At 70.8% G+C, this 24,466-nt stretch carries 22 protein-coding genes and 1 pseudogene; 14 read left to right on the plus strand and 9 right to left on the minus strand.

Features of this window, described 5'->3' with window-relative positions; all coding sequences use genetic code 11:
• Positions 1–31: 31 nt before the first annotated feature.
• Positions 32–1,090 carry an alpha/beta fold hydrolase gene (locus BLS56_RS24130; protein WP_091455235.1) on the plus strand — a complete coding sequence of 353 codons (1,059 nt, stop codon included), beginning with the start codon at positions 32–34 and terminating at the stop codon, positions 1,088–1,090.
• Between the two features lie 55 nt (positions 1,091–1,145).
• Here BLS56_RS24130 and BLS56_RS24135 read toward each other — a convergent pair whose 3' ends face one another.
• On the minus strand, positions 1,146–2,624 hold the full coding sequence (locus BLS56_RS24135; RefSeq protein WP_091455238.1) for an MFS transporter: 1,479 nt from the start codon (positions 2,622–2,624) through the stop codon (positions 1,146–1,148).
• A 96-nt stretch (positions 2,625–2,720) separates the two neighbouring features.
• Here BLS56_RS24135 and BLS56_RS24140 point away from each other — a divergent pair, with 96 nt between their 5' ends.
• Entirely contained in the window at positions 2,721–3,365 is a 645-nt protein-coding gene (locus BLS56_RS24140; protein WP_091455241.1) for a TetR/AcrR family transcriptional regulator, read from the plus strand.
• The gene (locus BLS56_RS24145; RefSeq protein WP_091455414.1) at positions 3,365–3,751 is read left to right on the plus strand and encodes an NUDIX hydrolase; all 387 of its coding nucleotides are present in this window, start codon (positions 3,365–3,367) and stop codon (positions 3,749–3,751) included. The genes BLS56_RS24140 and BLS56_RS24145 overlap by 1 nt, the downstream gene beginning before the upstream one ends.
• A 77-nt stretch (positions 3,752–3,828) precedes the next feature.
• Here the strand turns inward: BLS56_RS24145 and BLS56_RS24150 are convergent, their stop codons facing one another.
• From BLS56_RS24150 to BLS56_RS24160, 3 genes are all read right to left on the minus strand, one after another.
• Positions 3,829–5,034: an acyl-CoA dehydrogenase family protein gene (locus BLS56_RS24150; protein ID WP_091455243.1), complete on the minus strand. Its 1,206-nt coding sequence runs from the start codon at positions 5,032–5,034 to the stop codon at positions 3,829–3,831.
• Between the two features lie 23 nt (positions 5,035–5,057).
• Positions 5,058–6,353 carry an acyl-CoA dehydrogenase family protein gene (locus BLS56_RS24155; protein WP_091455246.1) on the minus strand — a complete coding sequence of 432 codons (1,296 nt, stop codon included), beginning with the start codon at positions 6,351–6,353 and terminating at the stop codon, positions 5,058–5,060.
• A 157-nt stretch (positions 6,354–6,510) separates the two neighbouring features.
• Positions 6,511–7,476: a D-2-hydroxyacid dehydrogenase gene (locus tag BLS56_RS24160; protein ID WP_091455249.1), complete on the minus strand. Its 966-nt coding sequence runs from the start codon at positions 7,474–7,476 to the stop codon at positions 6,511–6,513.
• A 777-nt stretch (positions 7,477–8,253) separates the two neighbouring features.
• Between BLS56_RS24160 and shbA the strand changes: the two genes are divergently transcribed.
• Complete coding sequence (gene shbA, locus BLS56_RS24165; protein WP_091455415.1) at positions 8,254–8,856, plus strand: RNA polymerase sigma factor ShbA; 603 nt, start codon at positions 8,254–8,256, stop codon at positions 8,854–8,856.
• Positions 8,857–8,870: 14 nt separating this feature from the next.
• On the opposite strand, the gene BLS56_RS24170 is transcribed toward shbA, so the two are convergent.
• The gene (locus BLS56_RS24170; protein ID WP_228771884.1) at positions 8,871–9,482 is read right to left on the minus strand and encodes a class I SAM-dependent DNA methyltransferase; all 612 of its coding nucleotides are present in this window, start codon (positions 9,480–9,482) and stop codon (positions 8,871–8,873) included.
• Positions 9,483–9,597: 115 nt separating this feature from the next.
• A pseudogene (locus BLS56_RS24175) lies at positions 9,598–10,344 on the minus strand (FAD-binding oxidoreductase); the annotation flags it as partial.
• Between the two features lie 741 nt (positions 10,345–11,085).
• Here BLS56_RS24175 and BLS56_RS24180 point away from each other — a divergent pair.
• The 5 genes from BLS56_RS24180 (at position 11,086) to BLS56_RS24200 (ending at position 15,672) form a co-directional block, all read left to right on the plus strand.
• On the plus strand, positions 11,086–11,967 hold the full coding sequence (locus BLS56_RS24180) for a helix-turn-helix domain-containing protein (protein ID WP_091455253.1): 882 nt from the start codon (positions 11,086–11,088) through the stop codon (positions 11,965–11,967).
• Complete coding sequence (locus tag BLS56_RS24185; RefSeq protein ID WP_091455255.1) at positions 11,964–12,173, plus strand: DUF397 domain-containing protein; 210 nt, start codon at positions 11,964–11,966, stop codon at positions 12,171–12,173. Before BLS56_RS24180 ends, BLS56_RS24185 begins: the two co-directional genes overlap by 4 nt.
• Positions 12,174–12,336: 163 nt before the next feature.
• Positions 12,337–12,579 (plus strand): hypothetical protein, encoded by a 243-nt coding sequence (locus BLS56_RS24190; RefSeq protein ID WP_139190958.1) that lies wholly within the window; start codon positions 12,337–12,339, stop codon positions 12,577–12,579.
• Positions 12,580–12,703: 124 nt separating this feature from the next.
• Positions 12,704–14,185, plus strand: a complete 1,482-nt coding sequence (locus tag BLS56_RS24195) for a serine/threonine-protein kinase (RefSeq protein ID WP_267463942.1) — start codon at positions 12,704–12,706, stop codon at positions 14,183–14,185.
• 119 nt (positions 14,186–14,304) lie between these two features.
• The gene (locus BLS56_RS24200; protein ID WP_091455260.1) at positions 14,305–15,672 is read left to right on the plus strand and encodes a WS/DGAT/MGAT family O-acyltransferase; all 1,368 of its coding nucleotides are present in this window, start codon (positions 14,305–14,307) and stop codon (positions 15,670–15,672) included.
• Between the two features lie 6 nt (positions 15,673–15,678).
• On the opposite strand, the gene BLS56_RS24205 is transcribed toward BLS56_RS24200, so the two are convergent.
• On the minus strand, positions 15,679–15,876 hold the full coding sequence (locus BLS56_RS24205; protein WP_091455263.1) for a DUF5302 domain-containing protein: 198 nt from the start codon (positions 15,874–15,876) through the stop codon (positions 15,679–15,681).
• Between the two features lie 386 nt (positions 15,877–16,262).
• Between BLS56_RS24205 and BLS56_RS24210 the strand changes: the two genes are divergently transcribed.
• The gene (locus BLS56_RS24210; protein ID WP_139190959.1) at positions 16,263–16,766 is read left to right on the plus strand and encodes a hypothetical protein; all 504 of its coding nucleotides are present in this window, start codon (positions 16,263–16,265) and stop codon (positions 16,764–16,766) included.
• 20 nt (positions 16,767–16,786) lie between these two features.
• Here the strand turns inward: BLS56_RS24210 and BLS56_RS24215 are convergent, their stop codons facing one another.
• Complete coding sequence (locus BLS56_RS24215) at positions 16,787–17,491, minus strand: TetR/AcrR family transcriptional regulator (protein WP_091455267.1); 705 nt, start codon at positions 17,489–17,491, stop codon at positions 16,787–16,789.
• A gap of 190 nt (positions 17,492–17,681) precedes the next feature.
• Between BLS56_RS24215 and BLS56_RS24220 the strand changes: the two genes are divergently transcribed.
• On the plus strand, positions 17,682–18,932 hold the full coding sequence (locus BLS56_RS24220; RefSeq protein WP_091455270.1) for a lipase family protein: 1,251 nt from the start codon (positions 17,682–17,684) through the stop codon (positions 18,930–18,932).
• 160 nt (positions 18,933–19,092) lie between these two features.
• On the plus strand, positions 19,093–20,892 hold the full coding sequence (locus tag BLS56_RS24225) for an N-acyl-D-amino-acid deacylase family protein (RefSeq protein ID WP_091455272.1): 1,800 nt from the start codon (positions 19,093–19,095) through the stop codon (positions 20,890–20,892).
• A 165-nt stretch (positions 20,893–21,057) separates the two neighbouring features.
• Here the strand turns inward: BLS56_RS24225 and BLS56_RS24230 are convergent, their stop codons facing one another.
• Positions 21,058–21,465: a DUF3224 domain-containing protein gene (locus tag BLS56_RS24230; protein WP_175483021.1), complete on the minus strand. Its 408-nt coding sequence runs from the start codon at positions 21,463–21,465 to the stop codon at positions 21,058–21,060.
• 161 nt (positions 21,466–21,626) lie between these two features.
• On the opposite strand from BLS56_RS24230, the gene BLS56_RS24235 reads away from it, so the two are divergent.
• On the plus strand, positions 21,627–22,478 hold the full coding sequence (locus BLS56_RS24235) for a 4'-phosphopantetheinyl transferase family protein (RefSeq protein ID WP_175483022.1): 852 nt from the start codon (positions 21,627–21,629) through the stop codon (positions 22,476–22,478).
• The gene (locus tag BLS56_RS24240) at positions 22,471–24,459 is read left to right on the plus strand and encodes an alpha/beta fold hydrolase (protein WP_091455281.1); all 1,989 of its coding nucleotides are present in this window, start codon (positions 22,471–22,473) and stop codon (positions 24,457–24,459) included. The genes BLS56_RS24235 and BLS56_RS24240 overlap by 8 nt, the downstream gene beginning before the upstream one ends.
• Positions 24,460–24,466: the final 7 nt, after the last annotated feature.

Below are 24,466 nucleotides of genomic sequence, written 5' to 3' on the forward strand. Positions count from 1 at the left end.
GGTCGGGGCAGGGTGAGCGGGGAGGTCGACGATGACGACGGCACTGGACTGGGCCACCGCGGTCACGACCAACGTGACGGGCAAGGTGCTGCGCGGCGGCGTGGCCGACCTGCGGCCGATGCCGCGGGTGCTGGTCGACAAAGGACGGATGCGCTCGGTCTACCGGTTCACCCCTGGCCGGGCGCCCGTCAGCGGCGACCCGGTACTGCTGGTGCCGCCGCTGGCCGCGCCCGCGCTGTGCTTCGACCTGCGCCGCGGGTGCAGCCTCGCCGAGCACCTGGTGGACGGCGGCCGCTCGCTCTATCTGGTCGACTACGGCACGGTCAGCTTCGCCGACCGCCGCCTGGGCCTGGAGCACTGGATCGACGACGTGCTGCCGCACGCGGTCCGCGCGGCCAGCGCCGACGCGGGTGGTCGCCCGGTGCACGTCGTCGCCTGGTGTCTGGGCGGGATCATGTCGCTGCTCACCGCCGCCGACCGGGCCGACCTGCCGATCGCGTCCGTGGTGTCGGTCGCCGCCCCGTTCGACATGACCGCGATCCCGCTGATCGCGCCGTTCAAGCCGCTGACCGACCTCACCGACAGCTGGATTCTCACCCCGGCCTACCGGCTGCTCGGCGGCGCGCCGCGGGCGCTGGTGAAGCGCGCCTTCCAGCTCTCGGCGATCGACAAGATGATCACCAAGCCGTACGCGATCCTGGCGCACCTGCACGACGCGGACTTCCTCGCGCAACTGGAGGCTGTCGACCGGTTCGCCGACAACATGATCGCCTACCCCGGCCGCACGTTCGGGCAGATCTACCACCGGTTCTTCCGCGCGAACGACCTCGCCGAGGGCGAGTTCGACCTGGACGGGCGGCGGATCTCGCTGTCGAACGCCACCGTCCCGGTGCTGGTCGTCGCCGGGGAGAGCGACAGCATCGCCCCGCGCCGCGCGGTCGGGCACCTGGTGGACCTGCTGCACAACGCGCCGGAAGTCGTCTTCGAGGTGTGCCCAGGCGGCCACCTCGGCGTCCTCGCGGGCCGCGCCGCCCGCACGACGACCTGGCGGCACATCGACGCGTTCCTGGACCGGCACAACCCCCGCTGAACAGCGAGAAGGGCGCGGCCCCCCGAGGTCCGCGCCCTTCCTGCCTCCCCCTGGCTCACATGTGCACGACTGGCCCGGCGCTCTTGATCTCGTCCGGGACGCCCGGGCGCAGGATGAGCCCGCAGACGACCGCGCCCGCGACGAACAGGCCCGCGCTCCAGGCGAACGCGGCGCTGTAGCCCGCGATCGCCGCGGCCGCCTGGTTCTTGCCCTCCAGCATCGCCGAGGTCACCGCGCTCGCCGCGACGGTGCTGAACAGCGCGGTGCCGATCGAGCCGCCGACCTGCTGCACCGCGTTGATCGCCGCCGAGGCCGCGCCGGAGTCGTCCGGGTCGACGCCCGCGATGCCCACGGTCATGCCCGAGGCCATGGTCAGGCCGATACCCAGGCCGGTGATCAGCAGGCCGGGCAGCACACCGCCCAGGTAGGTGCTGGTCTCGTCCAGCAGCGCCAGCATCCCGGTGCCCACGCCCGCGAGCACCATGCCGACCACGATCAGCGGCCGCGGCCCGATCTTGGGCAGCAGGGCGGTGGTGGCTCCGGTCGCGCCGATCATCAGGGTGCCGATCATCGGCAGGAACGCCACGCCGCTCTGCACCGGCCCGAACCGCAGGTTGACCTGTAGGAAGTAGGTCAGGAACAGGAAGATGACGAACATCCCCGCGCACAGGATGAAGATCGACAGGAACGAGCCGCCCCGGTTGCGGTGCAGCAGGATCCGCAGCGGCAGCAGCGGGTGGGCGGTGCGGGTCTGCGAGTAGACGAACGCCACCAGCAGCACGCCGCCCGCGATCAGGAAGCCCCAGGTGCCGGGCGCGCCCCAGGAGTCCTCAGCGGCGTTGGCCAGGCCGTAGACCAGGGCGAACATGCCCGCGGTCGCGGTGGCAACGCCCACCAGGTCGAGCTTGGGCCGCTCGGTGGCGGTGCTCGGGCCCAGCAGCGCGAGCGCGCCGACGAAGGCGACGCCCGCGAAGATCAGGTTGACGAACATGCACCAGCGCCAGTCGAGGTACTCCGTGAGCACGCCGCCGAGCAGCAGGCCGATCGCGCCGCCCGCGCCGGAGATGGCGCCGAAGATGCCGAACGCCTTGCCGCGCTCGGTAGGGTCGGTGAACGTCGTGGCCAGCAGCGACAGCGCGGCGGGCGCGAGCAGGGCGGCGAACACGCCCTGGCCCACCCGGGCGGCGACGAGGATCTCGAAGCTGGACGCCGCGCCGCCGACCGCGGAGGCCACCGCGAACCCGGCGACCCCGACGAGGAAGGTGATCCGCCGCCCGAACAGGTCCGCGATCCGCCCGCCGATCAGCAGCAGGCTGCCGAAGCTGAGCGCGTACCCGGTCACCAGCCACTGGCGCTGGTCGTCGTCGAACCGGAGGTCCTGCTGCGCCGAGGGCAGCGCGATGTTCACGATGGTGGCGTCGAGGATGACCATGACCTGCGCGATCGCGATCACGGCGAGGATCAGCCAGCGCTTGCCCCCGCTGTCCTCTTCCGATTGTGGCGGCGCGGACGCGCGCGTGTCTGACAGTGTCATGGGTTCCCCCTGCGAAAGTAGAGATTCCTTCTCCGGTTAGGCGACGCTAACACGAAAGTGGAGGGAACCTCTCCGTATTTATGCTAAGCTGAAAGCGTGACCTCCGACACGCGCCCCCTGCGCGCCGACGCCGAACGCAACCGCGTCCGCATCGTCGTCGCCGCGCGCGAGGTCTTCGCGGCCCACGGCCTCAGCGTCACCCTGGACGACGTGGCCCGCAGCGCCGGTGTCGGCGTCGGCACGGTCTACCGCCGGTTCCCCAACAAAGAGGCCCTGGTCATCGCCGTCTTCGACCACGTCCTGGACGAGATCACCACCTTGCTCGACAAGACCGCCGCCGACGAAGACGCCTGGCGCGGCCTCACCGGCCTGATCACCGCCATCGCCGAACGCCAGGCAGCCGACCGCGGCCTGTTCGACCTGTGCACCAACGCCGACTTCGGCCAGGCAGACCGCATCGCCGAACACTTCATCCCCGCAGCCGACTCCCTGGTCGCCCGAGCCAAAGCCCAAGGCGCCCTCCGCGACGACTTCGCCGCCCCCGACATCGGCCCCCTCCTGATGATGGTCGCCGCCACCGCCGAGATGACCCGCACCCTCGACCCAGACCTGTGGCGCCGCTACCTGGCCCTCCTCCTCGACGGCATCCGCGCGGGCGCCACCACCCCACTGCCCGGCCCCACCCCCACCCACGCCGAGATGCAGACCGTCATGCACTGCTCCAGTTCGCGGCAGCCGTGATCATCGACAAGATCGCCTGGATACATCTGGAATCCGGCAAAATCCTCAGCACCCGCTCCCGAGGCAAGCACGTCTACTACCTCCCCGGCGGCAAACGCGAACCCGGCGAGACCGACCGGCGAACCCTCGCCCGCGAGATCGAGGAAGAACTCACCGTCACCGTCGCCGACCCTGTCTACTTCGGTGCCTTCGAGGCTCAAGCCCACGGCCACGCCCCCGGCGTCACGGTCCGCATGACCTGCTACACGGCCGACTACCAGGGGACCCTCGCTCCCGCCAACGAGATCGAGGAAGTCGCCTGGCTGACCTACGCCGACCGCGACCGGGTGTCCCCTGTGGACAAACTCATCTTCGACCACCTGCACGGCAAGGGTTCGCTGCGTTAGTCGCCCCGCCTGCCGGAACGAGAAGCGGCCCCCGCGCCACAACAGGCGCGGGGGCCGCTTTCGCGTTTTCGGGATGCTTACTTCAGTTCCGAAGACGACTTGCTCAGCAGTCGGCGGGCGACGATGAGCTGCTGGATCTGCTGGGTGCCCTCGAAGATGTCGAGGATCTTCGAGTCGCGGGCCCACTTCTCCAGGAGGGAGTTCTCGCTGTAGCCGAGGGAACCCGCGAGTTCGACGCAGCGCAGAGTCACGTCGGAGCCGGAGCGGCCCGCCTTTGCCTTGGCCATGCTGGCCTGCAGGGAGTTGGGCTGGCGGTTGTCGGCCATCCAGGCGGCTTCGAGGGCGAGCAGGTAGGCCGCCTCCCAGTCCGCTTCGAGCTGGAGGAAGGTGGCGGCCGCGGCGGACTGGGTGAAGGCGGGGCGGTCGTAGTCGATCTTGACGCCCGCCTCCGTCAGGATGCGGCGGGTTTCCTCCAGGGCGGCGCGGGCGACGCCGATCGCCATGGCGGCGACCAGGGGGCGGGTGTTGTCGAAGGTCTGCATGACCCCCGCGAAGCCCTGCTCCGTGTTGACCTCGGGGCTGCCGAGCAGGTTGTCCTTGTGGACGCGCACGTTCTCCAGGCGGAAGTGCGCGGTGTCGGACGCGCGGATGCCCAGCTTGTGCTCAAGGCGCACCAGCTCGAAGCCGGGGGTGCCGCGGTCGACCACGAAGGACTTGATGGCGGCCTTGCCCAGCGAGCGGTCCAAAGTGGCCCAGACGACGACGCAGTCCGCGCGTTCGCCGGAGGTCACGAAGATCTTCTCGCCGTTGAGGACGTAGTAGTCGCCGTCCTTGACCGCGGTGGTGCGGATGGCGCCGGAGTCGGAGCCGGTGTCGGGCTCGGTGATGGCCATCGCGGCCCACTTGCCCTTGTAGCGCTCAAGCTGCTCGTCGTTGGCGACCGAGGCGATGGCCGCGTTGCCCAGGCCTTGGCGGGGCATGGTCAGCAGCAGGCCGACGTCGCCCCAGCACATCTCGATGGTGCCGAGAAGCAGCTGGAGGTTGGAGCCGTTCTTGTTGCCTTCCTTGTCCTTCTTCTCGCCGCGGCGCACGCCGCCTGCGCCGGTGCCGCCACCCGAGGCCGACAGGCCGTCGAGGAGCGCGGCCAGCATGTCGAGCTCCTTGGGGTAGGTGTGCTCGGCCTGGTCGTACTTGCGCGAGTTGGGTCGGAAGAACTCAGCCGCCGCCTGGTGGGCCTGGTCGACGAGCTGCTCGAACTTCTTCGGGATCTCGAGGTTGATCATCGTCTTCTCCTGTTTCCTTGCCCTCAGACGAGGACGATGCCCTCGGCGAGCCCGACCGCGCGCAGATCCCGGTACCACCGCTCCACCGGGTGCTCCTTGACGAAACCGTGACCGCCCAACAGCTGCACGCCGTCGTTGCCGATCATCATTCCCTTCTCCGCGCACAGTCGGCGGGCCAGGCCCGCCTCGCGCGCGTACGACTTGCCCTGCTCGGCGCGGCTGGCCGCGCGGTAGGTGAGCAGGCGCATACCCTCCAGCTCGATGCCGATGTCGGCGACCTTGAACGCGACGCCCTGCCGGTGGCTGATCGGCTCGCCGAAGGCGACCCGCTCGTTGACGTAGGGGATCACGTAGTCGAGCACGGCCTGCGAGGTGCCGACCGCCAGCGCGCTCCACGCGATCCGCGACAGGCGCACGCACTCGGTGTACACATCGGACTTGCCCTCGCCCAGCAGCGCGGTCGCGGGCAGCGCGACCTTGTCCAGGCGCAGCTTGCCCATGCCCGCGGCGCGCAGGCCCATGGCCGGGTCGGACTCGATGGTGACCCCGGCGGAGCCGGACTCGACCACGAACAGCGCCGGGCCGCGGCCGTCGAGGTCGGCGGCGACGATGAACAGCTCGGCCTGCGCCGCGCGCGGCACCAGGGACTTGACGCCCTCGATGACGAAGCCGCCCGCGCGCCGGTACGCCTTGGTCTTGAGGGCGAACGGGTCGAACAGCGGGCGCGGCTCCTGGACGGCCAGCGCCGCGGCCGGGATGTTGTCGCCGACGAACGCGGGCAGGTACGTGGCCTGCTGCGTCTCGTCGCCCCACAGGACCAGGGCGGTGCTGACCGCGGACGGCGCGAGGCACGCCACGGCCAGGCCCATGTCGCCGTGCGCCATGGCCTCGGCGACCAGGACGTTGGTCACCGAGGACCGCTCGGTGCCCAGGCCGCCGAGCTCCTCGGGCACCCCGACCAGGGTGACGCCGAGTTCGGCGACCAGCGACAGCAGCCCCTGCGGGGTGTCGCACTTGGCGTCCGCGTCGGCGGCGATGGGCCGCAGCTGCTCGGCGGCGAAGTCCACCACCGTCTCGCGGATCATCTGCTGCTCTTCGGTGGGTGTGAGGTCGAAAAGACCCCGCTGCGGCGCCGACGGCAGCCGCTGGGGCTTGCCCAGCTTGCCTGCCGAGGCGAAGGTGCGGCTGGCCGCACCGACCGCGGTGAACCCGGTGCGGGTTGCTTCGTAGAGCCCGCGCTCCACCGGCTTGCGCAGGCCGAACCGGTCGAGCACCGCCGTGCTCGCCAACCGGTTCAGCACGGCGAGCGCCGAACCCATGGCATCGCGCCTGGGCTGCCGCACGCCTGCTCCGTCATTCCCCGCCATGGTGCTCCCACCTCGTCTCGGACCGTTGAATCGTGCTTACCTACTCTAGAGTAGCAAGCGCGCCAGATCGACTCCTGTGGCCCGGGTCACCTGCTTGGCCCAGCGGGGCCTATCGGGCCGCCCTCCGCTTGTCGACCAGGTCGAGCAGCGGTTTCCCCTCGATATAGCGGTCGAGGTTGTCCTGGAACCGGCGGACCAGCTCCTCGCGCCAGCCCGCGACGTCGCCGGACATGTGCGGGGAGATCAGCACGTTCGGCATCCCCCACAGCGTCGAGGACGGCGCCAGCGGCTCGTCGGCGAACACGTCGAACGCCGCGCCCGCGATCTCGCCCGCGTCGAGCGCGTCGACCAGGTCGGACTGCGCGACCAGCCCGGCGCGGCCGATGTTGATCAGCCGGGCCGACCGGCGCATGGCGCGCAGCATCGCGGCGTCGATCAGCCCGGTGGTCTCCGGGGTCAGCGGCGCGGCGAGCACGACCCAGTCCGCCTCGGGCAGGGCCGAGCGCAGATCGGCCATCGGGGTGATGTCGCCCAGGTCCGGGTCGCCGCGGCGGGCCACCCGGCCCGCCGCGGACACCCGCACCCCGGCGGCGGTGAGCTTGCGCCCGATCGCCCGCCCGATCGGGCCGGTGCCGACGACCAGCGCGCGCGAGCCGGACAGCCGCTCGGTCTCCCGGTGCTGCCACTTGCGCCGCTGCTGGTGCCGCAGGGTCGTGGCGAGGTCCTTGGCGAAGGCCAGCACGAGCGCCAGCACGTACTCGGCCATCGGCTCGTCGTAGACGCCGCGCGAGCTGGTCAGCGCGACGTCGCTATCCCGCAACTCGGAAAACAGCAGGTCGCCGACCCCCGCGCCCGCGGTGTGCACCCACCGCACGGCGTGCGCGGCTTGCCAGGCGTGGGCGAGCGCGGTGGAGCGTCGGTCCCAGACGAACACCACGTCCGCGCCGTCGAGGGCGGCGCGGAGCCGGTCCGCGGTGGTGTAGCGGATCTCGGCCCGACCCTCCACTGGCGCCATCGCGGGTGGACGGTCGGCGCCGTGCAGGACCGCGACGCGCGGTCGTGGGCGGGTGTCCATCGCGGAATGCATCCCCGTTCGGGTGGCCGAGCCGGACAAGCGCAGGCAACGCTAAGAACCGTTCCCGGCGGTGTCAAACCGGTGTCGGACAAGCGCTGGACCTGGGCTTAACCAGATAGCGGAAAGGTGTTTCCCGAACTGCGGAAAGCACCGGAAAGAAGCGCGCGGGTAGCGATGTGGTGAACTATCGCGCGCGGGTTTTCTCCTCAGCGTAGAGCGGGTGTTGCGCCGAACGGGTCGCGGTGTCCCCGTTTGGGGCAACTGGCGAGTGCTGCTCGCTCAGGTGCGGGGATTCGGCGGTCGGTCTGTGGTCGTTGGCGTGCCGCCAGTGTCCACCGAGGGCGGCGGCGCGCGCGCACCGCCGTCGCCACCAGGGCCCCCACCTGCGGTTTTCCGGTTGGGCAGAGGATGTGGCTTGCTCTGAACGGCCCAACGCGCCGGTGCGGCGGCGTCGGGTCGAGTCGATCTAGGGGGGCCGGCCATAGGGCCGTTCGACCCTTGTCGCTGTGAGGTTGAATACGAAAACATCCCCCGTATGCAGCAGAGATACCCCTGGTGCACAGACCTTCCCCCGGCTAGCATCACTCTCCGTCAGGGCCATCATCGAATCCGACGGTCAGATGTCGGGGGGAGCGATGAGCCGGGACACCGCGCCGACTCGATCCTGGACGGCGCACCTCCCCAATCGGTGTGTGGCTAAGTGTGTGGGGGCCCCAAGTGAGTTCGACAGCTTCCTCGCCCGCGTCGGGCGCTGTGGAAGAGACCGCGCAGCGTCCCGTGCGGCCCCAGAGCACGGACGCCGTTTTCGCGCGGCTCAAGAGCGCCGCCTTCCACGAACTCGTGGGCGCCTCGCTCAACGGTGACCAGGAGGCCATCGGCACCCTGTTCGCCTGGATCAACCCGGCGATCATCCGCTACTGCCGGGCCCGGATCGGGCGCACCGGCTCGGCGTTCTCCAACGCAGACGACGTGGCCCAGGAGATCCTGCTCGCCGTCCTCGGCGCGCTGCCCCGCTACTCCGACGACCGCGAGTCCTTCCTGCCGTTCGTCTACGGCATCGCCTCGCACAAGGTCGCCGACTACTACCGCCGCTCCGGCCGCGACCGCTCCGAGCCGGTCGCCGACGTGCCGGACACCATCGACCACAACCTGGGCCCCGAGCAGATCACCCTGCGCGGCGAGATGCGCTCCCGGCTGGTCAAACTCCTCGACACCCTCGCCCCGCGCCAGCGCGAGATCCTGGTCCTGCGCCTGGTCGTCGGCCTCTCCGCGCAGGAGACCGCCACCGCGATCGGCCTGACCGCCACCGCCGTCCGCGTCGCCCAGCACCGCGCCCTCACCCGGCTGCGCGGCGGGCTCTCGGCCAGCGAATGGCTCTGAGCCGCGGTTAGGGCCTAGCCCGCCTTCTTGGCCCGCAGGTAGAGCTGGACCTCGATCCGGCCCGGCTCCGCCTCGGCCTCGAACTCGCGCAGCGCCACATCGGTGAACCCGGCGTCCGCCACGACCTGCTTGAGCTGGTCGGGCGGATACGCCGAGACCGTGGTCGGCGAGCCGAGGAAGTTCACCGGGAACGTGTCGAAGTCGCCCTGCACCATGCTGAGCACCAGCAGCCCCGGCCCGCGCAGGGTCGCCCGGATCGAGCGCAGGGTGGCTTCGATGTCGGTCTTGGACAGCATCAGCAGCGCGAAGAACGCCACCGCCGCGTCGAACTCGCCCAGCTCGGAGATCTCCCGCAGGTCGCCGTGCAGGTAAGTGGCGCCGGGGGCCTGCTCGCGGGCGAGGTCGAGCATGACGGTCGACTCGTCGACGCCGACGACCTCCAGCCCGGCGTCGAGCAGCTGCTTGGTGGTCGGCAGGCCGCTGCCGCAGCCGAGGTCGAGCACCCGGGCGCCCGCGGGCAGGTGCTCGATCAGCCACGCGGTCTCGGCGATCTGCACGTCGCGTTCCACGAACGACTCGTCGTACCGCTTGCCGATCAGGTCGAACGCGGGGTTCTCGGTAGCCACGCGGACCAGCATGCCGGGGTCGCCTGCATCGGTCCAGTGGCCGAACGGGCTACACGCCGCGCGCGGATCGAGATCTTGCCGACGATCTTCGCGGTGATCTTCCGGTGGTCTACTCGGCGCGGGTGAGCGGGCTGGGCACGGCCCGCTCGAACACGTTCGCCGCCAGCGAGGCGAACCGCTCCTGGCGGCGGCGCTCGCGGGGGAACCCCAGTGCTTTGAGCGCGTCGGTCACCGCGGCCATGAACGGCGCGGGCCCGCAGGTGAAGGCGTCGTGGTCGGCGTGCGGACTGGCCAGGGCGACCAGGTCGGCCACGGTCGGCAGGCCCCGCTCGGACTCCAGCCAGTGCGTCACGCTCAACCGCCCGGGGTGCTCGGCGGCGAGCCCGGCCAGCCGCTCGGCGAAGATCACCGACTCGGCGTCGCGGTTCGCGTAGACCAGCACGACCTCGCCCGCGCCGCGCAGCAGCGCGGACTTGACGATCGAGATCACCGGGGTGATGCCGGAGCCGCCCGCGAACAGCAGCAGGTCGGCGTCCAGCGACCGCGGCGTGAACACCCCCGACGGCGGCAGGACCTCCAGCACGCTGCCCGGCGCCACGGTGTCGCACACCCAGTTCGACGCGTACCCGCCCGCCGTCCGCTTCACCGTCACCTGCAAGGGCTCCCCGGTGTGCGGGGAACTCGACAGCGAGTAGCAGCGCGCCACCGACCCGGTCCGGTCGCTGGGCACCCGCACGGTGAGGAACTGCCCCGGCCGGTAGTCGAACGCCCCCTCGAAGACCACCGACCGCGCGTCCGGCGTCTCCGCGATCACCTCGGCCACCCGCAGCGGGTGCGATGTGAGTGCTGTCAGTGCTGTCAGTGCTGTCGGCTCGGTCACCAGCGGCCTCCCACGCCTCGATCCCCGACTCGATCATCCCGTGTCGGGAACGAGCGGGAAACCGGTAAACGGAACCGCCCGGTGACCGCCTGCTGGGTTCGCGGCACCCTGGTTCCGGCTGGTCGCTCTTGCCGGGGCCGCTGCCGGGCGTCGGGCGTGGTGGGCATGGGGGTAAGTGCGGTAGTGATCAATGCTGTGGGACTTGTCGCCGGGGTGGTTGTCGGCAGCGCGATTGGCAGCGCGATTGGCAGAGTGATCGGCATGGGGGTGGTCGGTCCGGTGGTTCCGCCTGCCGCGCGGCGTGCGGGAGGGGCGGGCGGAGCCGCGCCGAGTGGGGCGCGTGCCCTTCCCCTGGGCGTGCTCGTGATCATTAGGCGTGACCTCTCCGCGCCGCCCCCGAACCCGGTTCCGGGCGCCGGTTGACGCCGCAGCAGTCTTTTCCCGGTTAAGTGACAGCAAGAGCAGAGCGCAACCTCCTCATGCAATTGCATGAGCCGACCTGATGGGGTGTACTCGGATGGGCCAAGATCAACTGATTGGGCGAGTGGATCAGTGTCGGATCGTGATCAACTTGCCCCTAAAAAACCATCAAAAACACGATCGTGGAATACGTCGCAGCAGGTCAGCGACCTGGTGGCGGTGCTGGTACCTTCTCGCGCAAGCGCCGCCGGGCAAACCCGTTCGGCAATTGCAGAGCCGGGTCGAGTCGGGTGAGGAGGGGTCATGCCGTCCCAGGGGCCGCTGATCCCCCGGCGCCGCTTGGGCCTCGAACTGCGCAAGCTGCGCGACGCGGCGGGCCTGCACCTCGAAGACGCCGCCCAGCACCTGGAGTGCTCGGCGTCCAAGATCAGCAGGCTGGAGACCGGACAGGGCGTGCCCAAGGCCCGCGACGTCCGCGATCTCCTCGACCTCTACCAGGTGCACGACCAGAAGCAGCGCGACCAACTCGTCCGGCTCGCGGGCGAGGGGCGCAGGCAGGCGTGGTGGCAGGACCTCTCGGACGTGGTCTCCAGCAACATGGACACGTTCATCTCGCTGGAGTCCGAGGCGTCCGACATCCGCCACTACGTCCAGTCCGTCGTGCCAGCGCTGATCCAGACCGAGGACTACGCGCGGGCGCTGCTGCGCGCGTTGGCGCCGCGGGACGGCGATGCCGAGCTGGAGAAGCGGTTGCGGCTGCGGCTGGGCAGGCAGGAGTTCCTGGCCGCGCGCGCGGACCCGCCGCGGATCAACATCATCCTCGATGAGGCGACCCTGCACCGGGTGGTCGGCTCGCCGAGGGTCATGGCGGGTCAGCTGCGGGCGCTGCTTGAGGTCGCCGAGCGCCCCACTGTCTCCGTTCGGGTCTATCCGTTCGCGGCGGGGCCCGATCTGGCGATCCAGTGCACGTTCGTGGTGTTCACCTTCGAGAGCGAGTACGACCGCAACGCGGTCCACATCGAGCTCAGCGCGGGCGACCGCTGGCTGGAACAGGACAGCGACATCGTCCGCTACACCCGGATCTTCGACGAACTCGGGCGCAAATGCCTTGATGTCAAGGAAAGCGCTGCCCTCATCCAGTCGATGATCGATCACTACACGACAAAGGAAGAGCAACACTCATGAGAATCAACTACCGGCAGAGCAGCTTCTGCTCGACCGGAGCCTGCGTCCAGGTCGCCGTTCTCGACAACGGCGATGTGTCGCTGCGGGACTCGAAGGACCTCTCGGTCGCACCGCACACCTACACGCCGCAGGAGTGGGTCGCCTTCACCGCCGGTGTGAAGAACGGCGAGTTCGACCTCGTCCCGGGCGCGTTGCTCGACCGCTGAGCCGTCGTGCCTGCCAGGGCCGCCGCGTTCCCCGCGGCGGCTCTGGCGTGCCGTGTAACAGTCCGGTAACCTTGATCGCGGTTGCTCGACGTCGTGTGACCGGGGGACCGGCCCAGTGTGGCCTCACTGCGGCCGGTGTGCGCGATTGTCAGGAGGCGTGACCATGTCGGAATCGTTCATGCCGGAGCCGTTCCTGCCCGCGCCGTCGGGGGCGGCGGCGCGCGCGTCGGTCCGGTTCCGCCGCAGCACCCTGTGCACGAGCGGCGCCTGCGTGGAGATCGCCGTGCCTGCCGAGTCGGCCGCGCTGCTGATCGGCGACGGCCACGGCGGCGTGCTCAGCCTGCCCTCGCCATCGGCCTTCCTCGCCCAGATCAAGCTCGGCCGCTTCGACGCCGCGGGCGGCTGAGGCGGATTCCTCTGTCTCCGCCCCGATTTCCTCCGGTGACCGGGAGGACGAATGGCGGGCGGGTCGGGCCGGTTCGCTACTCTCGGGCACTGTCGCCGGGACCGCCGGTCCCCCCACGCGAGGAGTGCCCGTCATCGAAGCTGGTCAGTTGGTCGCCGGTCGGTATCGGCTGCTGGACACCATCGGCAGCGGCGCCATGGGCGTCGTCTGGCGAGCCAGGGACGAGCGCCTCGAACGCGTCATCGCGATCAAGCGGCTGATCATCCGGCCGGGGCTGTCCTCGGCGCAGACCGACGAGGCGCGCAGACGCGCCATGCGCGAGGCGCGGATCGCGGCGCGGTTGCAGCACCGCAACGCCATCGCGATGCTCGACGTGGCCGAGCACGACGGCGATCCGTGCCTGGTGATGGAGTTCCTGCCCTCGCGCAGCCTGTCCGCGGTCATCGCCGAGCAGGGCACGCTGCCGCCGGAGCAGGTGGCCGCGATCGGTTCGCAGGTCGCCGCCGCGCTGGCCGCGGCGCACGCGGCGGGCATCGTGCACCGCGACGTCAAGCCGGGCAACATCCTGCTCGACGACAAGGGCACGGTGAAGATCACCGACTTCGGCATCTCCCGCGCCATCGACGACGGCACCATCACCGAGACCGGGATGCTCGCGGGCACCCCCGCCTACCTCGCCCCCGAGATCGCCCGCGGCCAGGACCCGGGCCACGCCTCCGACGTGTTCTCCCTCGGCGCCACGCTCTACCACGCCGTCGAGGGCAAGCCGCCGTTCGGCCTGAACCCCAACCCGCTGGCGCTGCTGCACGCGGTGGCCTCTGGCAACGTCACGCCGCCGCGCAACGCGGGCCCGATCACGCCCGCGCTGATGTCGCTGCTGCGCGCCGACCCGGCCGACCGGCCCACCATGGACGAGGCCGCGAGCATCCTCGCGCAGCCCACCGCCCCGATGCCGATGCCGGTGTTCGAGCAGCGCACGGTCCCCGGCCGCGCCGCGGTCACGCCCACGCTCCAGGCCGCCCGGCCGCGCGCGGCGTCGGCCACCGTGCCGCACCGCACCGCCGCCCCCGCCCCGGTCAAGGCGCCCGCCCCGCGCCGCGGGCCGCTGCTCGCCGCCCTGGCGGGCGTGCTGGTCCTGGCCGCCGCGGTGACCCTGGTGATCGCCAACGCGGGCGAGCGGCCCGGGGCCCAGCAGCCGAACACGGTCACCTCCGTGGTCACGGTGAGCCAGGAGCCCGAGGCGAGCAGGCAGTCGGTCACGGCGCCCGCGCCCGCGGCGACCGAGAAGGTCACCGTCTACTCCGAGGCGGGCCTGCACGTGGTCAGGTACTACGGCAGCGACCAGTCGCCCGAGCAGCGGTGGGAACTGCTCGGCCCCAACGGCAAAGCCGTCTTCGGCGACTTCGCCGGGTTCGCCGCCTACTGGGGGCAGTACGACTACATCAGCTCCCGCAACGCCAACGGCGTCACGCCCAACCCGGACGGCTCGGTCAACGTCCCCCTGGACGTGACGGTGAAGTCGGCGGCGGGCGAGGTCACCGGGAAGAAGACCGTGAAGGTGATCCGGGTCGGCGGGCAGTACTTCATCGACTCCGACTCCCGCTAGGACAATCACCCCGCGGTATTCACCGGCGGCATCCACCCGAGACGTCCACCTGGGACTGATTGCGGGAACCGCGGGCAGGTGGCAGCGTGAGGGCCTTCCCGGGGTCGAGGAGGACCACCATGCCGATGATGCCCGTGACGGACTCCGTTTTCCTGCTCGGCGAGTCCCGGGAGCATCCGCTGCACGTGGGCGGTCTGCAGCTGTTCGAGCTGCCCGACGGCGCGGGGCAGGAGTACGTGGGCGGTCTGCACCGCGAACTGCTCACCCACTCCGTGGCCGGGCTGTTCCGGCGCAGGCTGCGCGGCCCGATCGGCAGCCTGGGCCAGTGGGCGTGGGCCGACGACGACCGGCTCGACCTCGAATACCACCTGCGCCTGTCCGCCCTGCCCGCCCCGGGCCGGGTGCGGGAACTGCTGGAACTGGTGTCCCGGCTGCACGGCTCGCTGCTCGACCGGCACCGGCCGCTGTGGGAGAGCCATCTCGTGGAAGGCTTGCAGGGCAACCGGTTCGCGGTCTACACGAAGGTGCACCACGCGCTGCTCGACGGCGTGTCCGCGCTGCGGATGCTGCAACGGTCGCTGTCCACCGACCCCGCCGAGCGCGGGATGCGCCCGCCGTGGGCGCCGCGGCCGGGGCAGACCGGTTCCTCGACCTCGCCCGCGCACCGGCTCGCGACCGTGGCGCACGCCGTGCGGGACCTGGCCGGGATGGGCCCGGTCATGGTGAAGTACGTCAACCAGGTGTTCCGGGAGCAGTCGGCGACGCTGCCGTTCGAGGCGCCGAAAACGATGTTCAACGTGCCCATCACCGGCGCCCGCCGCTTCGCCGCGCAGGGGTGGCCGCTGGAGCGCGTCCGCGCCATCGGCGCCGCCACCGGCACGACGGTCAACGACGTCGTGCTCGCCATGTGCGCGGGCGCACTACGGCAGTACCTGCTGGAACTGGGCGCGCTGCCGGACAAGCCGCTGGTCGCCGCCGTGCCGATCTCACTGCGCGGGGACCGTGACGGTGCGGGCGGCACCGGCGGCAACGCGGTCGGGTTGATCCTGGCCACCCTCGCGACCGACCTGGCCGAGCCCGCCGAGCGGCTGCGCGCGATCGCCGCGTCCACCCGCCGGGGCAAGGCGTTCTACCAGGGCATGAGCCCGCTGCAGATCACCGCGCTGAGCGCCATCCCGCTGGCCCCGCTCGCGGTGGCCCTGCTGCCCGGCGCGGTGCGGATCGCGCCGCCCGCGTTCAACGTGCTGATCAGCAACGTGCCGGGCCCGCGCGCCCCGCTGTACTGGAACGGCGCGCGGATGCAGGGCCTCTACCCCGTCTCGGTGCCGTACGAGGGCCAGGCCCTCAACATCACCGCCACCAGCTACGCGGGCTCGCTGGAGTTCGGCTTGACGGGGTGCAGGCGCAGCGTTCCCCATCTCCAGCGCCTGCTCACCCACCTGGACACGGCCCTGGGCGCCCTGGAGAAGCAGGTGCTCACGCCATGACGGCCGTCAGCCGCTCTTGCGCCGGAACTGGCGCTTGCCGCCGACCTTGCCGTGCGCGTCGTGGACCTTCGACCCGCCGGTCGCGTGGTCCTCGCCCGACTTGGCCAGGGCCTGCTTGCGGGCGAGCGCCTCGCGGAAGCGGCTCTTGAGGTCCTGGGGTTCCGCGGCGTCCTCGGGCTCGGGCTGCTCGGGCTGATCGGACATAGCGGACCTCCACGTCGGAAAGTGAATGGTGGGGCCAGCCTCGCATGGACCTAGGGCGATGGTCGACTCGATTTCGCGGGGTCCCCCACCCGTTCGCACAGCCTATCGCGGGGGCTCGGCGCGCGCCTTGAGCCCTTCGGCCTCCATGCTCAGCCGGACCCGGTGGCCCACCCGCGGTGTCCCGGCGTCGAGCGGGACGACCGAGGTGACCGACGCGGTCCACTCCGGCCGCCGCCTCGACCGCGACGAATATCTCCACCCCCCGGGCCGTCGGCGCGTTGATCACAATCTCGCGGTGGAACTCCATTGACACGCCCTAGCGCCCGCGGGGTGCGTGATGATCGTGCTTGGAGGCCGCCCATTACCCTTTTGGGCGGAGGAGAACGGTGAATTTGCTAGACCACATCGCTTTGGTGGCGGACCTGGCCTGTCGGCCGGATCTCGACTTCCGCGCGCTGGCCGCCGATGAGCACCTGCGGTTCGAGTTGTACCGGGCGGCCAACCCGGCCGACGACCGGGCCTTCCTCGAGGTCGTCCTGCGCGACCCCGACCACGCGATGGCGGTCGCCGCCGCGGTCGCCCGCATCGATGACCGGGGCAAGGCCCTGCCGGACTTCGTGCGCTGGGCCGACCACGTCCGCCCCGCGGTCGCCCACGTCGAGTTCGTCCGCTCCCGCCTGGACGAGTGGTGCCTGCTGTGCGACGCCCTGGCGGGCAAACCGGTTTCGGAGAGCGCCGTGCTGGCCGCGTCGGACTGGGCCCAGCGCAAACTGGCCGCCGAGGTCGACGGCGACCTGCTGGCCCTGCTCGCCGTGCACGGCAGAACCCGCCGGGTGCGGGCGATGACCAGGGTTCCCCGCCCGGTCCGTCCCCGCCCATGTGTCGACTGATCTCGGCGCGCGCCCCCGGTTCAGTCCGTTGTGGACGGTGTGTCGGCAGGCTTGGTGGCGTTGAAGCGGCGCATGATGAGGAACTCGGCGAACTCGGCGGCCAACTCCAGGCGGCGGTCCTCCGCCACCGGGTCCGGCGCGATCTCCCGGCGGATCGCCTCGCCGTCGAAGGTGTGCTCCAGGGTGTTGACCAGCATCTCGAGGTCTTCTGCTGGGAACAGTTCTGTGCCAGGGATCAACCGGGCGGCATCGACGATGTCGGCGAAGAACTGGCGCCCGGTCTCGCTGAGCCGTATCCGCAGGTCCGGGTCGGTGCGGGCGGCCACCATCAGTTCGAACCACACGACGTTTTCCACGTTGCGGTGGCGGTCGCGCATCAGCCGGAGCGCCTCGAGGATCGTCGGCGCACGCAGTTCGCCCAGTTGCCGCCGGGCGTGCGCGATGTGCCGCTTGCCGACCTCGGCGGCGGTGGCGACCATCAGGTCCAGGCGGGAGTCGAAGTGGCGGAACAGCCCGCCGCGGGACACTCCCGAGCGTTCGCAGATCACACCGAGCGAGGCGTTGGCGTATCCGACCTCGGCGATGACGGAGATGGTCGCGTCGATCAGCCGCCCGATCGTCGTCTCGCGGCGCTCCTGCTGGGTGCGCCGCCTCGGCGCGCCCAGTGCCACCTGGCCGTCGTGCGGCTCCGCCGTCGACGGCGCGTTTGTGGCGTAATCCACCATGGGCTCAGGTTACTACTCACTCTCGGACAAATTAGAGACCGATCGGTCGTTTCTTGTTGACGTTTGAAGACCGATCGGTTTCTATTCGGGGCATGGTGTGGGACACACGATCCGGCGCTGACGCGGCGAGGCGTGGTTCCGGCACATGATCACCCGATCTCTCACGTCCCGACTCAAAGTGGAGTGCCGTATGCCCATCTCTCTTCGTCGTGGCCTGGTCGCCACCGTGTCCGCGACGCTGGTCGCGGCGGGCGCGGTGGCGGTCTCCGCGGTGAGCGGCCCGTCCGCCATCGCCGCCGACACAACCTCGGTCTACGTTCCGCCGTCCTCGCTGCCCTCCGGCCAGAACGGCGACATCATCAAGTCCCAGCCCTCGACCTTCAACGGCGCGAAGGCGACCCGCATCCAGTACCTGTCCCGGGACAACAAGGACAAGCCGGTCGCGGTCAGCGGCACGGTCCTGGTCCCGAACGCCGCGTGGACCGGTTCCGGCGAGCGGCCGATCGTGGCCTACGCGCCGTTCACCTTCGGCATGGGCGAGCAGTGCGCGCCGTCGAAGACCATGGCGGGCGAGGGCGGGGACATGGTCTCCGGCTTCCAGAACAGCTTCGTGAGCTCGCTGCTGAACGCCGGGTTCGCGGTGGCGCAGACCGACTACATCGGCCCCTGGGTCCAGGGCAGCGGCGAGCACCCGTACGTGAACCGACTGGCTGAGGCGCACACCGTGCTCGACGTGATCCGCGCGGCGCAGCGGCTGCCGGGAACCGGGCTGCCGAGCAGCGGCCCGGTGGGTATCGCAGGCTACTCCGAAGGTGGCTCCGCCGCGGCCTCCGCTGCTGAGCTGGCCGCCACCTACGCGCCCGAGTTGAACGTCAAGGGCGTCTACGCCGGAGCGCCGCCCGCGGACAAGGCCGTGCTGGCCAAGTCGCTGGACGGCGGCATGTACGCCGCGTTCCTGGGTTACGCGCTGATCGGCATCAACCAGGCCTACCCCGAGGCCAACATGATGGGCCTGGCCAACCAGGCGGGCGCCGACATGTTCCTCGCGGCCCGCAAGACCTGCACGCTCGACGCGGTCTTCAAGTTCATGGGCACGCAGACGAGCAAGCTGACCAAGGACGGCAAGCCGGTGTCCTCGTACCTGTCCCAGCCGCCGTTCGACGCGATCATCGCGGAGAACAAGATCGGCAACATCAAGCCCGCCATGCCGGTCATGGTCCAGCACGGCTCGATGGACGACGTGATCCCGGTCGCCGTGGGCAAGCAGATGGCCAAGGACTGGTGCGGCAAGGGCGCCAATGTCCAGTGGAAGGACCTGACCTCCTTCTCGCCGTTCCTGTCCCACGCGATGGGCATGATGTCGGCGTCCGGTGACGCGACCAGCTTCCTCAAGGGCGCGTTCGCCGGGCAGGCGGGCGCGGGCAACTGCGGCAAGTTCTGATCATCTGAGCCGCCGCTACGGGTGAAGGGCCCTTTCCTGGTGCTGGTCGCCGGGGAAGGGCCCTTCGCCGTCGTCGGACGGTTGAGCCGTCCGGCCGAAATTTGAGACTGATCGGTCTCTACCTATTGAGGTTTTGCGACCGATCAGTTTCTATCTTGGCATGGCATGGGACACGATCATTCGCGGCGGCCGCTGGTACGACGGGACGGGCGCGCCATCGGCGGTACGGGACCTGGGCATTCGGGACGGCCGGGTGGCGGCGGTGTCGTCGGAGCCGCTGGACAGCGCGGGCTGCCAGAGGGTGATCGATGCCGCCGGGCAGTGGGTGATGCCCGGGTTCATCGACATCCACACCCACTACGACGCCGAGGTCCTGCTGGCTCCCGGCCTGGGCGAGTCGGTGCGCCACGGTGTCACGACCGTGCTGTTCGGCTCCTGCTCGCTGGGCACGGTGCACGTCGACCCGGCCGACGCGGCCGACCTGTTCAGCCGGGTCGAAGCCGTGCCGCGCGAGCACGTGATCCGCGCGCTGAGCGAGCACAAGACCTGGTCCAGCGCGGCGGAGTACATCGACGCGCTCGAAACGCTGCCGCTGGGCCCGAACGTGACCGCGTTCCTCGGCCACTCCGACCTGCGGGCCGCGGTGATGGGGCTGGGCCGCTCCACCGACCGCGTCGACCCGGGCCCGGCGGAACTGCGCCGGATGCGGGACCTGCTCACCGACGCGCTGTCCGCCGGATTCATCGGCCTGTCGGAGATGCGCAACCCCTGGGACAAGCTGGACGGCGACCGGTACCGGTCCCGGACCCTGCCCTCGACCTACGCGTCCTGGCGCGAATACCGCCAACTGCACCGGATTCTGCGCCGCGAAGGCCGCGTCCTGCAGTCGATCCCGAACCTCACCACGCCGTTCAGCCTCGCGCTCTACTTGGCCGCGTCCATGGGCTTCGGCGTGCGGCCCGCGCTCAAGACCAGCTTCCTCACCGCGGCCGACGTCAAGGCGAACCCGCTGCTGCACCACACCATGGGCCCGATCGCCCGGCTGGCGAACACACTCGGCCGGGCCGACTTCCGCTGGCAGCACCTGCCGGTCCCGTTCGACATCTTCGCCGACGGGATCGACCTGGTGGTGTTCGAGGAGCTCAGCTCCGGCGCCGCCGCCCTGCACCTGCAAGACGAGGCCCGCACCGAGCTGATGCGCGACAAGGAGTACCGGCGGCGGTTCCGGCGCGAATACGATCGCAAGTGGACACCCCGGATCTGGCACCGCGACTTCTACGACGCGCACATCATCGCCTGCCCGGACGCCTCAGTGGTCGGCAAGACCTTCGGCCAGGTCGGCGACGAGCGCGGCCTGCACCCGGTGGACGCCTTCCTCGACCTCGTCGTGGAACACGGCACGAAAGTCCGCTGGCGCACGACGATCTCCAACCACCGCCCGAAGGTGCTGGACAAGCTCTCCGCGCTTCCCGAAGTCCAGATGGGCTTCTCCGACGCGGGCGCGCACCTGCGGAACATGGCCTTCTACAACTTCCCGCTGCGGCTGCTGCGCCGCGCGCACCACACCGGCTTCATGACCGTCGAACGCGCCGTGCACCGCCTCACCGGCGAACTCGGCCAGTGGTACGGCATCGACGCGGGCACCCTCCGCGAAGGCGACCGGGCAGACCTCGTGGTCATCGACCCCACAGCCCTCGACGAGTCGGTGGACCAGCACAGCGAGGCCCCGACCGAGGCATTCGGCGGCATGAGCCGCATGGTCAACCGCAACGACCGCGTCGTCACCGCGACCCTGGTCGCGGGCAACTTCCTTTACGGCGCAGGGCAGTTCCACCCGATCCACGGCAGCAGGCGCACCGGTCGCTTCCTCCGCGCCGGAGAACCCCGCGGCACCGTCGACCCGGCCACGTCAGCCGACAGCGGCAAGCGCCGCGAGCGGATCGGGTCTTCCAACCGGTGACTGTTCCGCGGGAGAAGCCATGACCTCGGTGTCGCCAAGCCGTTCCCACGGGCGTGCGATCCCGCAGGCCAGCCTGGCGGGCGAGCGCAGGGCTCCCGCGGACCGGCCGCTCAACCGGCCTGGAAACGGCCCCGCCGCGCCATCGGCCGGGACGGTCGGGGCTGGTCAGGCGGGGAGTTCGTACTCCAGCTCGAAGAAGTGCTCCTTCTCCGGGGTGATGGTGATGGTGGCCGTGCCGCGCATCCCTTTCAGCTCACCGGTCGCGGAGCCGGGCACGACGAAGTAGCGGGAGCTGAGCTCGCCGCGGTCCTGGCTGGAGCTGTGGGACAGGACGAAACTGCCCTTCTTGCCGTGCACCGTGCCCTCGAAGTACTCGATGCCGACGTAGGTGGCCGACTTCTCCTCCGTGGTCTGCGCCATGATCATCTCAGTGTGGCCGCGGCCGTCGATGTCGCCGCCCGCGAACAGGCGCGAAGACTTGCCGTGCAGCAGTTTCGCGCCTTCGGTGACTCGGTAGGGCTCGTCCGCCTCTTCCCAGACGTCGAGGTCGAACTGGCTTCTCGCGGTTGGCACGGTTGGGCTCCCTGTGGCTCGAGGTTTCGGCCGCCACCATAGCCAGTCCAGGGTTTCACCGCGCGCGATCGCCGGGCCGCTCAAAGTTGAGCGGCGCGGGCGCCTGCCGGGGCGCAGCATCGGCGGGGCGAATGTGTGCCCGACTCGTCGAAGGCGGCGCGATGCCGATTCCCCCGGGGCAAGACCGACCGCGCCGACCGCGCCGGACCGAGGCCGCGCCCGCGGTGATCGGGGCGGACGAGGCGCACATCTGGGTGCTCGACCCGCACACGTTGGCCATGTCCGACCTGGTGTCGGCGTGCCGGGACCTGCTGTCCGATGACGAGCGCGCCCGCGTGCGCCGCCGCCGGTTCGACCGGGACCGGCACACCGCGCTCGCCGCGCACGCGCTGGCCCGCACCGCGTTGAGCTGGTGCGCGCCCGAGATTCACCCGGAGGAGTGGGTTCTCGGGCGCACCGAGCACGACCGGCCGGAGGTGCGCTGGCCGATCGTGCTGCCGCCGCTGCGGTTCAACGTCTCGCACACCGACCGGCTCATCGCCTGCGTTGTCACCTCGGGCATCGCCTGCGGGATCGACGTCGAGGTGGTCGACCGGGAGACAGACGTCGACCTGCTGGCGCGCAACATCTGCACGCCCGCCGAGTTCGCCAGCCTGGCCGGGCTGCCCGATATCGCGCGCCGTGCCCGGTTTTTCCGGTACTGGACGCTGAAAGAGGCCTACACCAAGGCGCGCGGCCTCGGCCTGTCGGTCCCGTTCGAGCGGCACGGCTTCGACTGGGACAGCGGCCCGATCCGGCTGCGCGTCGACGGCCCAGCCGATGCTCCGGCCGACGACCCGGAGCACTGGCAGTTCGCCCAGTGGCCGGTGACCGACCGCCACATCCTCGCGGTCGCCCTGCGCACCGGGGCGGCGCCGGACCGGCGCGTCATCCGCCACCCGACCCCCACCGAGTCGTCCGAATCGGACAGTCCGGGGGTCTTCGCACGTTGGAGGTTTGAAAACCATGACTAGAACCGTGCTCATCACCGGATCAGCCGTCCTGACCGGCGCGCATCTCGCCGCGCGCAGGCTTTCCGCGTCCGCCGATTACGTCGTGTTCGCGCCCTGGGGCGCCGACCAGCCCAGCGGGGCCGACCTCGTCGCGGCGGTGCGGCGCGTGCTGCGGTCCACTGTGTCCGGAGCCGCGGATGTCGGCCGGATGCGCTGCCTGTCCTACGGCGAAGGCCTCGCCCGCGCGCTGCCCGAGGGCTGGCGCATCGAGGAAGTGTGGTGCCTGACGGGAACGCCGTGGGTGGGCGGCGAGCAGGTCGCCGCGGCCGATCTCGTCGGCACCCGCAGGCTGCTGGAAGAGCTGGGGCCACTGGGAGTCCGCGAACTGAACCAGGTCGGGTCCGTTTATGCCGCCGGCCTCGACGCGGGGCATGTGGCGGAGACGCCGTGGGCGGCCGATGACGGGCTCGGGGACGAGGTGTCCGCCCAGTACACGGCGATGGAGCGGGAAGTCGTCAGCGCGTGCGCAGCGGCGGGGGTGGCGCACCGGACGTTCCGCACGGGCCTGGTGGTCGGCGAAAGCCTGGGACTGGCGGGGGTTCCGCGCGAGGGCGCGGCGCCGTTGTTCGGCACGCTGCACGACCTGGTGCGCGAGGTGCGCGAGCGGCTGCCGGAGTACTTCGGGCACCAGCCGCTGCGCTGGCACGCCCGCGCGGGCGGCAGCCTCGGCCTGATCGAGGTCGGCGAGGCGGCGGAAGCGTTGCTGTGCCTGGGATACAGCGAGCAGGCGGGCGGGGTGCACCATGTGGTCGCGCCGTCGAACTTGACTGTGGAGAAGCTGATCGACCAGATCGGTGAGGCGTACGACATTCCGATCGCGGCCGTCGCCGACCGGGACGAGTTGACCGCTGTCGACCGGCTTTTCGCGGCCCGGCTGGGCGCGTTCACCGGGTTCTTGAGCGCCCGCACCACATTCGACCACGCCGACCGCTGCGGACCGGAAAGCCAGGTGAATCCCGACCTGCTGCGTCTGCTGCGGCGCGGCCAAGACCTCGCGGCCCGCGCGGCCGCCCGGCGCGTCGCCGAGACCAGGATGGGCGTGCGGCGGCGCACCATCGACGCGCACGGCGCACCGCTGACCTACGAGGTCGCGGGCTCCGACGGCCCGGTGCTGGTCATCCTCAACGCGCTCGGCCAGGGAACCGGGTTCTGGTACCGGCTGGTGGACAGGCTCGCCGACCGCTACCGGGTGATCCTGTGGGAGCCGCGCGGCACGGACTCCCCGGTGTCGGTGCTGCTTCCGGACCAGGTGAACGATCTGGTCGAGGTGCTGCGCCACGAACGCGCCGACACGTGCGACCTGCTCGGCTGGTGCACGGGACCGAAGGTGGCGGTGGAGTTCGCCCGGCGCAGGCCGTCCGCGGTGCGGTCGATGGTGCTGCTCAACGGATCTTTCCGAGCAGGCGGGCGCGTCGGAGACCCGGACACGCCCTATGAGCGCAACCTTGAGGCGCTGTGCCGCATGGTCGGCGGCCAGCCGCACCTGGCGAAGTCGATGCTGCGCATGTTCGGCCTGCAAGAGGAGTTCGACCCAGCCGACGAGGCCGACCCGCACCGGCTCGCCGAACGCGTGCTGTCGCTGGCGAACCGCACCCTCGCCGAGGATCTGCGACGTCCGTTCCGGTCCCCGGCGACGCTGGTGAACTACGCGCGGCAGCTGCTGGACTTCTGGGCGCACGACAGCCTCGCCGAGGCCGGGTCGGTGACGACGCCGATGCTGTTCGTGGGCGCGGAGTTCGACACCGTGGCCTCTCCGGAGCGTTTCCGGCAGTCCGCCGCGGCGTTCCCGAACGCCCGGCACGTCCAGATCGACGGCGCCACCCACTATGTGATGCACGACCGACCCGACCTCGTCGCCGCGCTGGTCGACGGTTTCCTGCGCGGGCACCCACTGGGCGACCTCGCGGGCCTGCGCTGGTCGGACCTGCTGGAGGTGCGCTGACCTGCGC

The sequence above is a fragment of the Actinokineospora iranica genome, from assembly GCF_900101685.1.
Classification (GTDB): domain Bacteria; phylum Actinomycetota; class Actinomycetes; order Mycobacteriales; family Pseudonocardiaceae; genus Actinokineospora; species Actinokineospora iranica.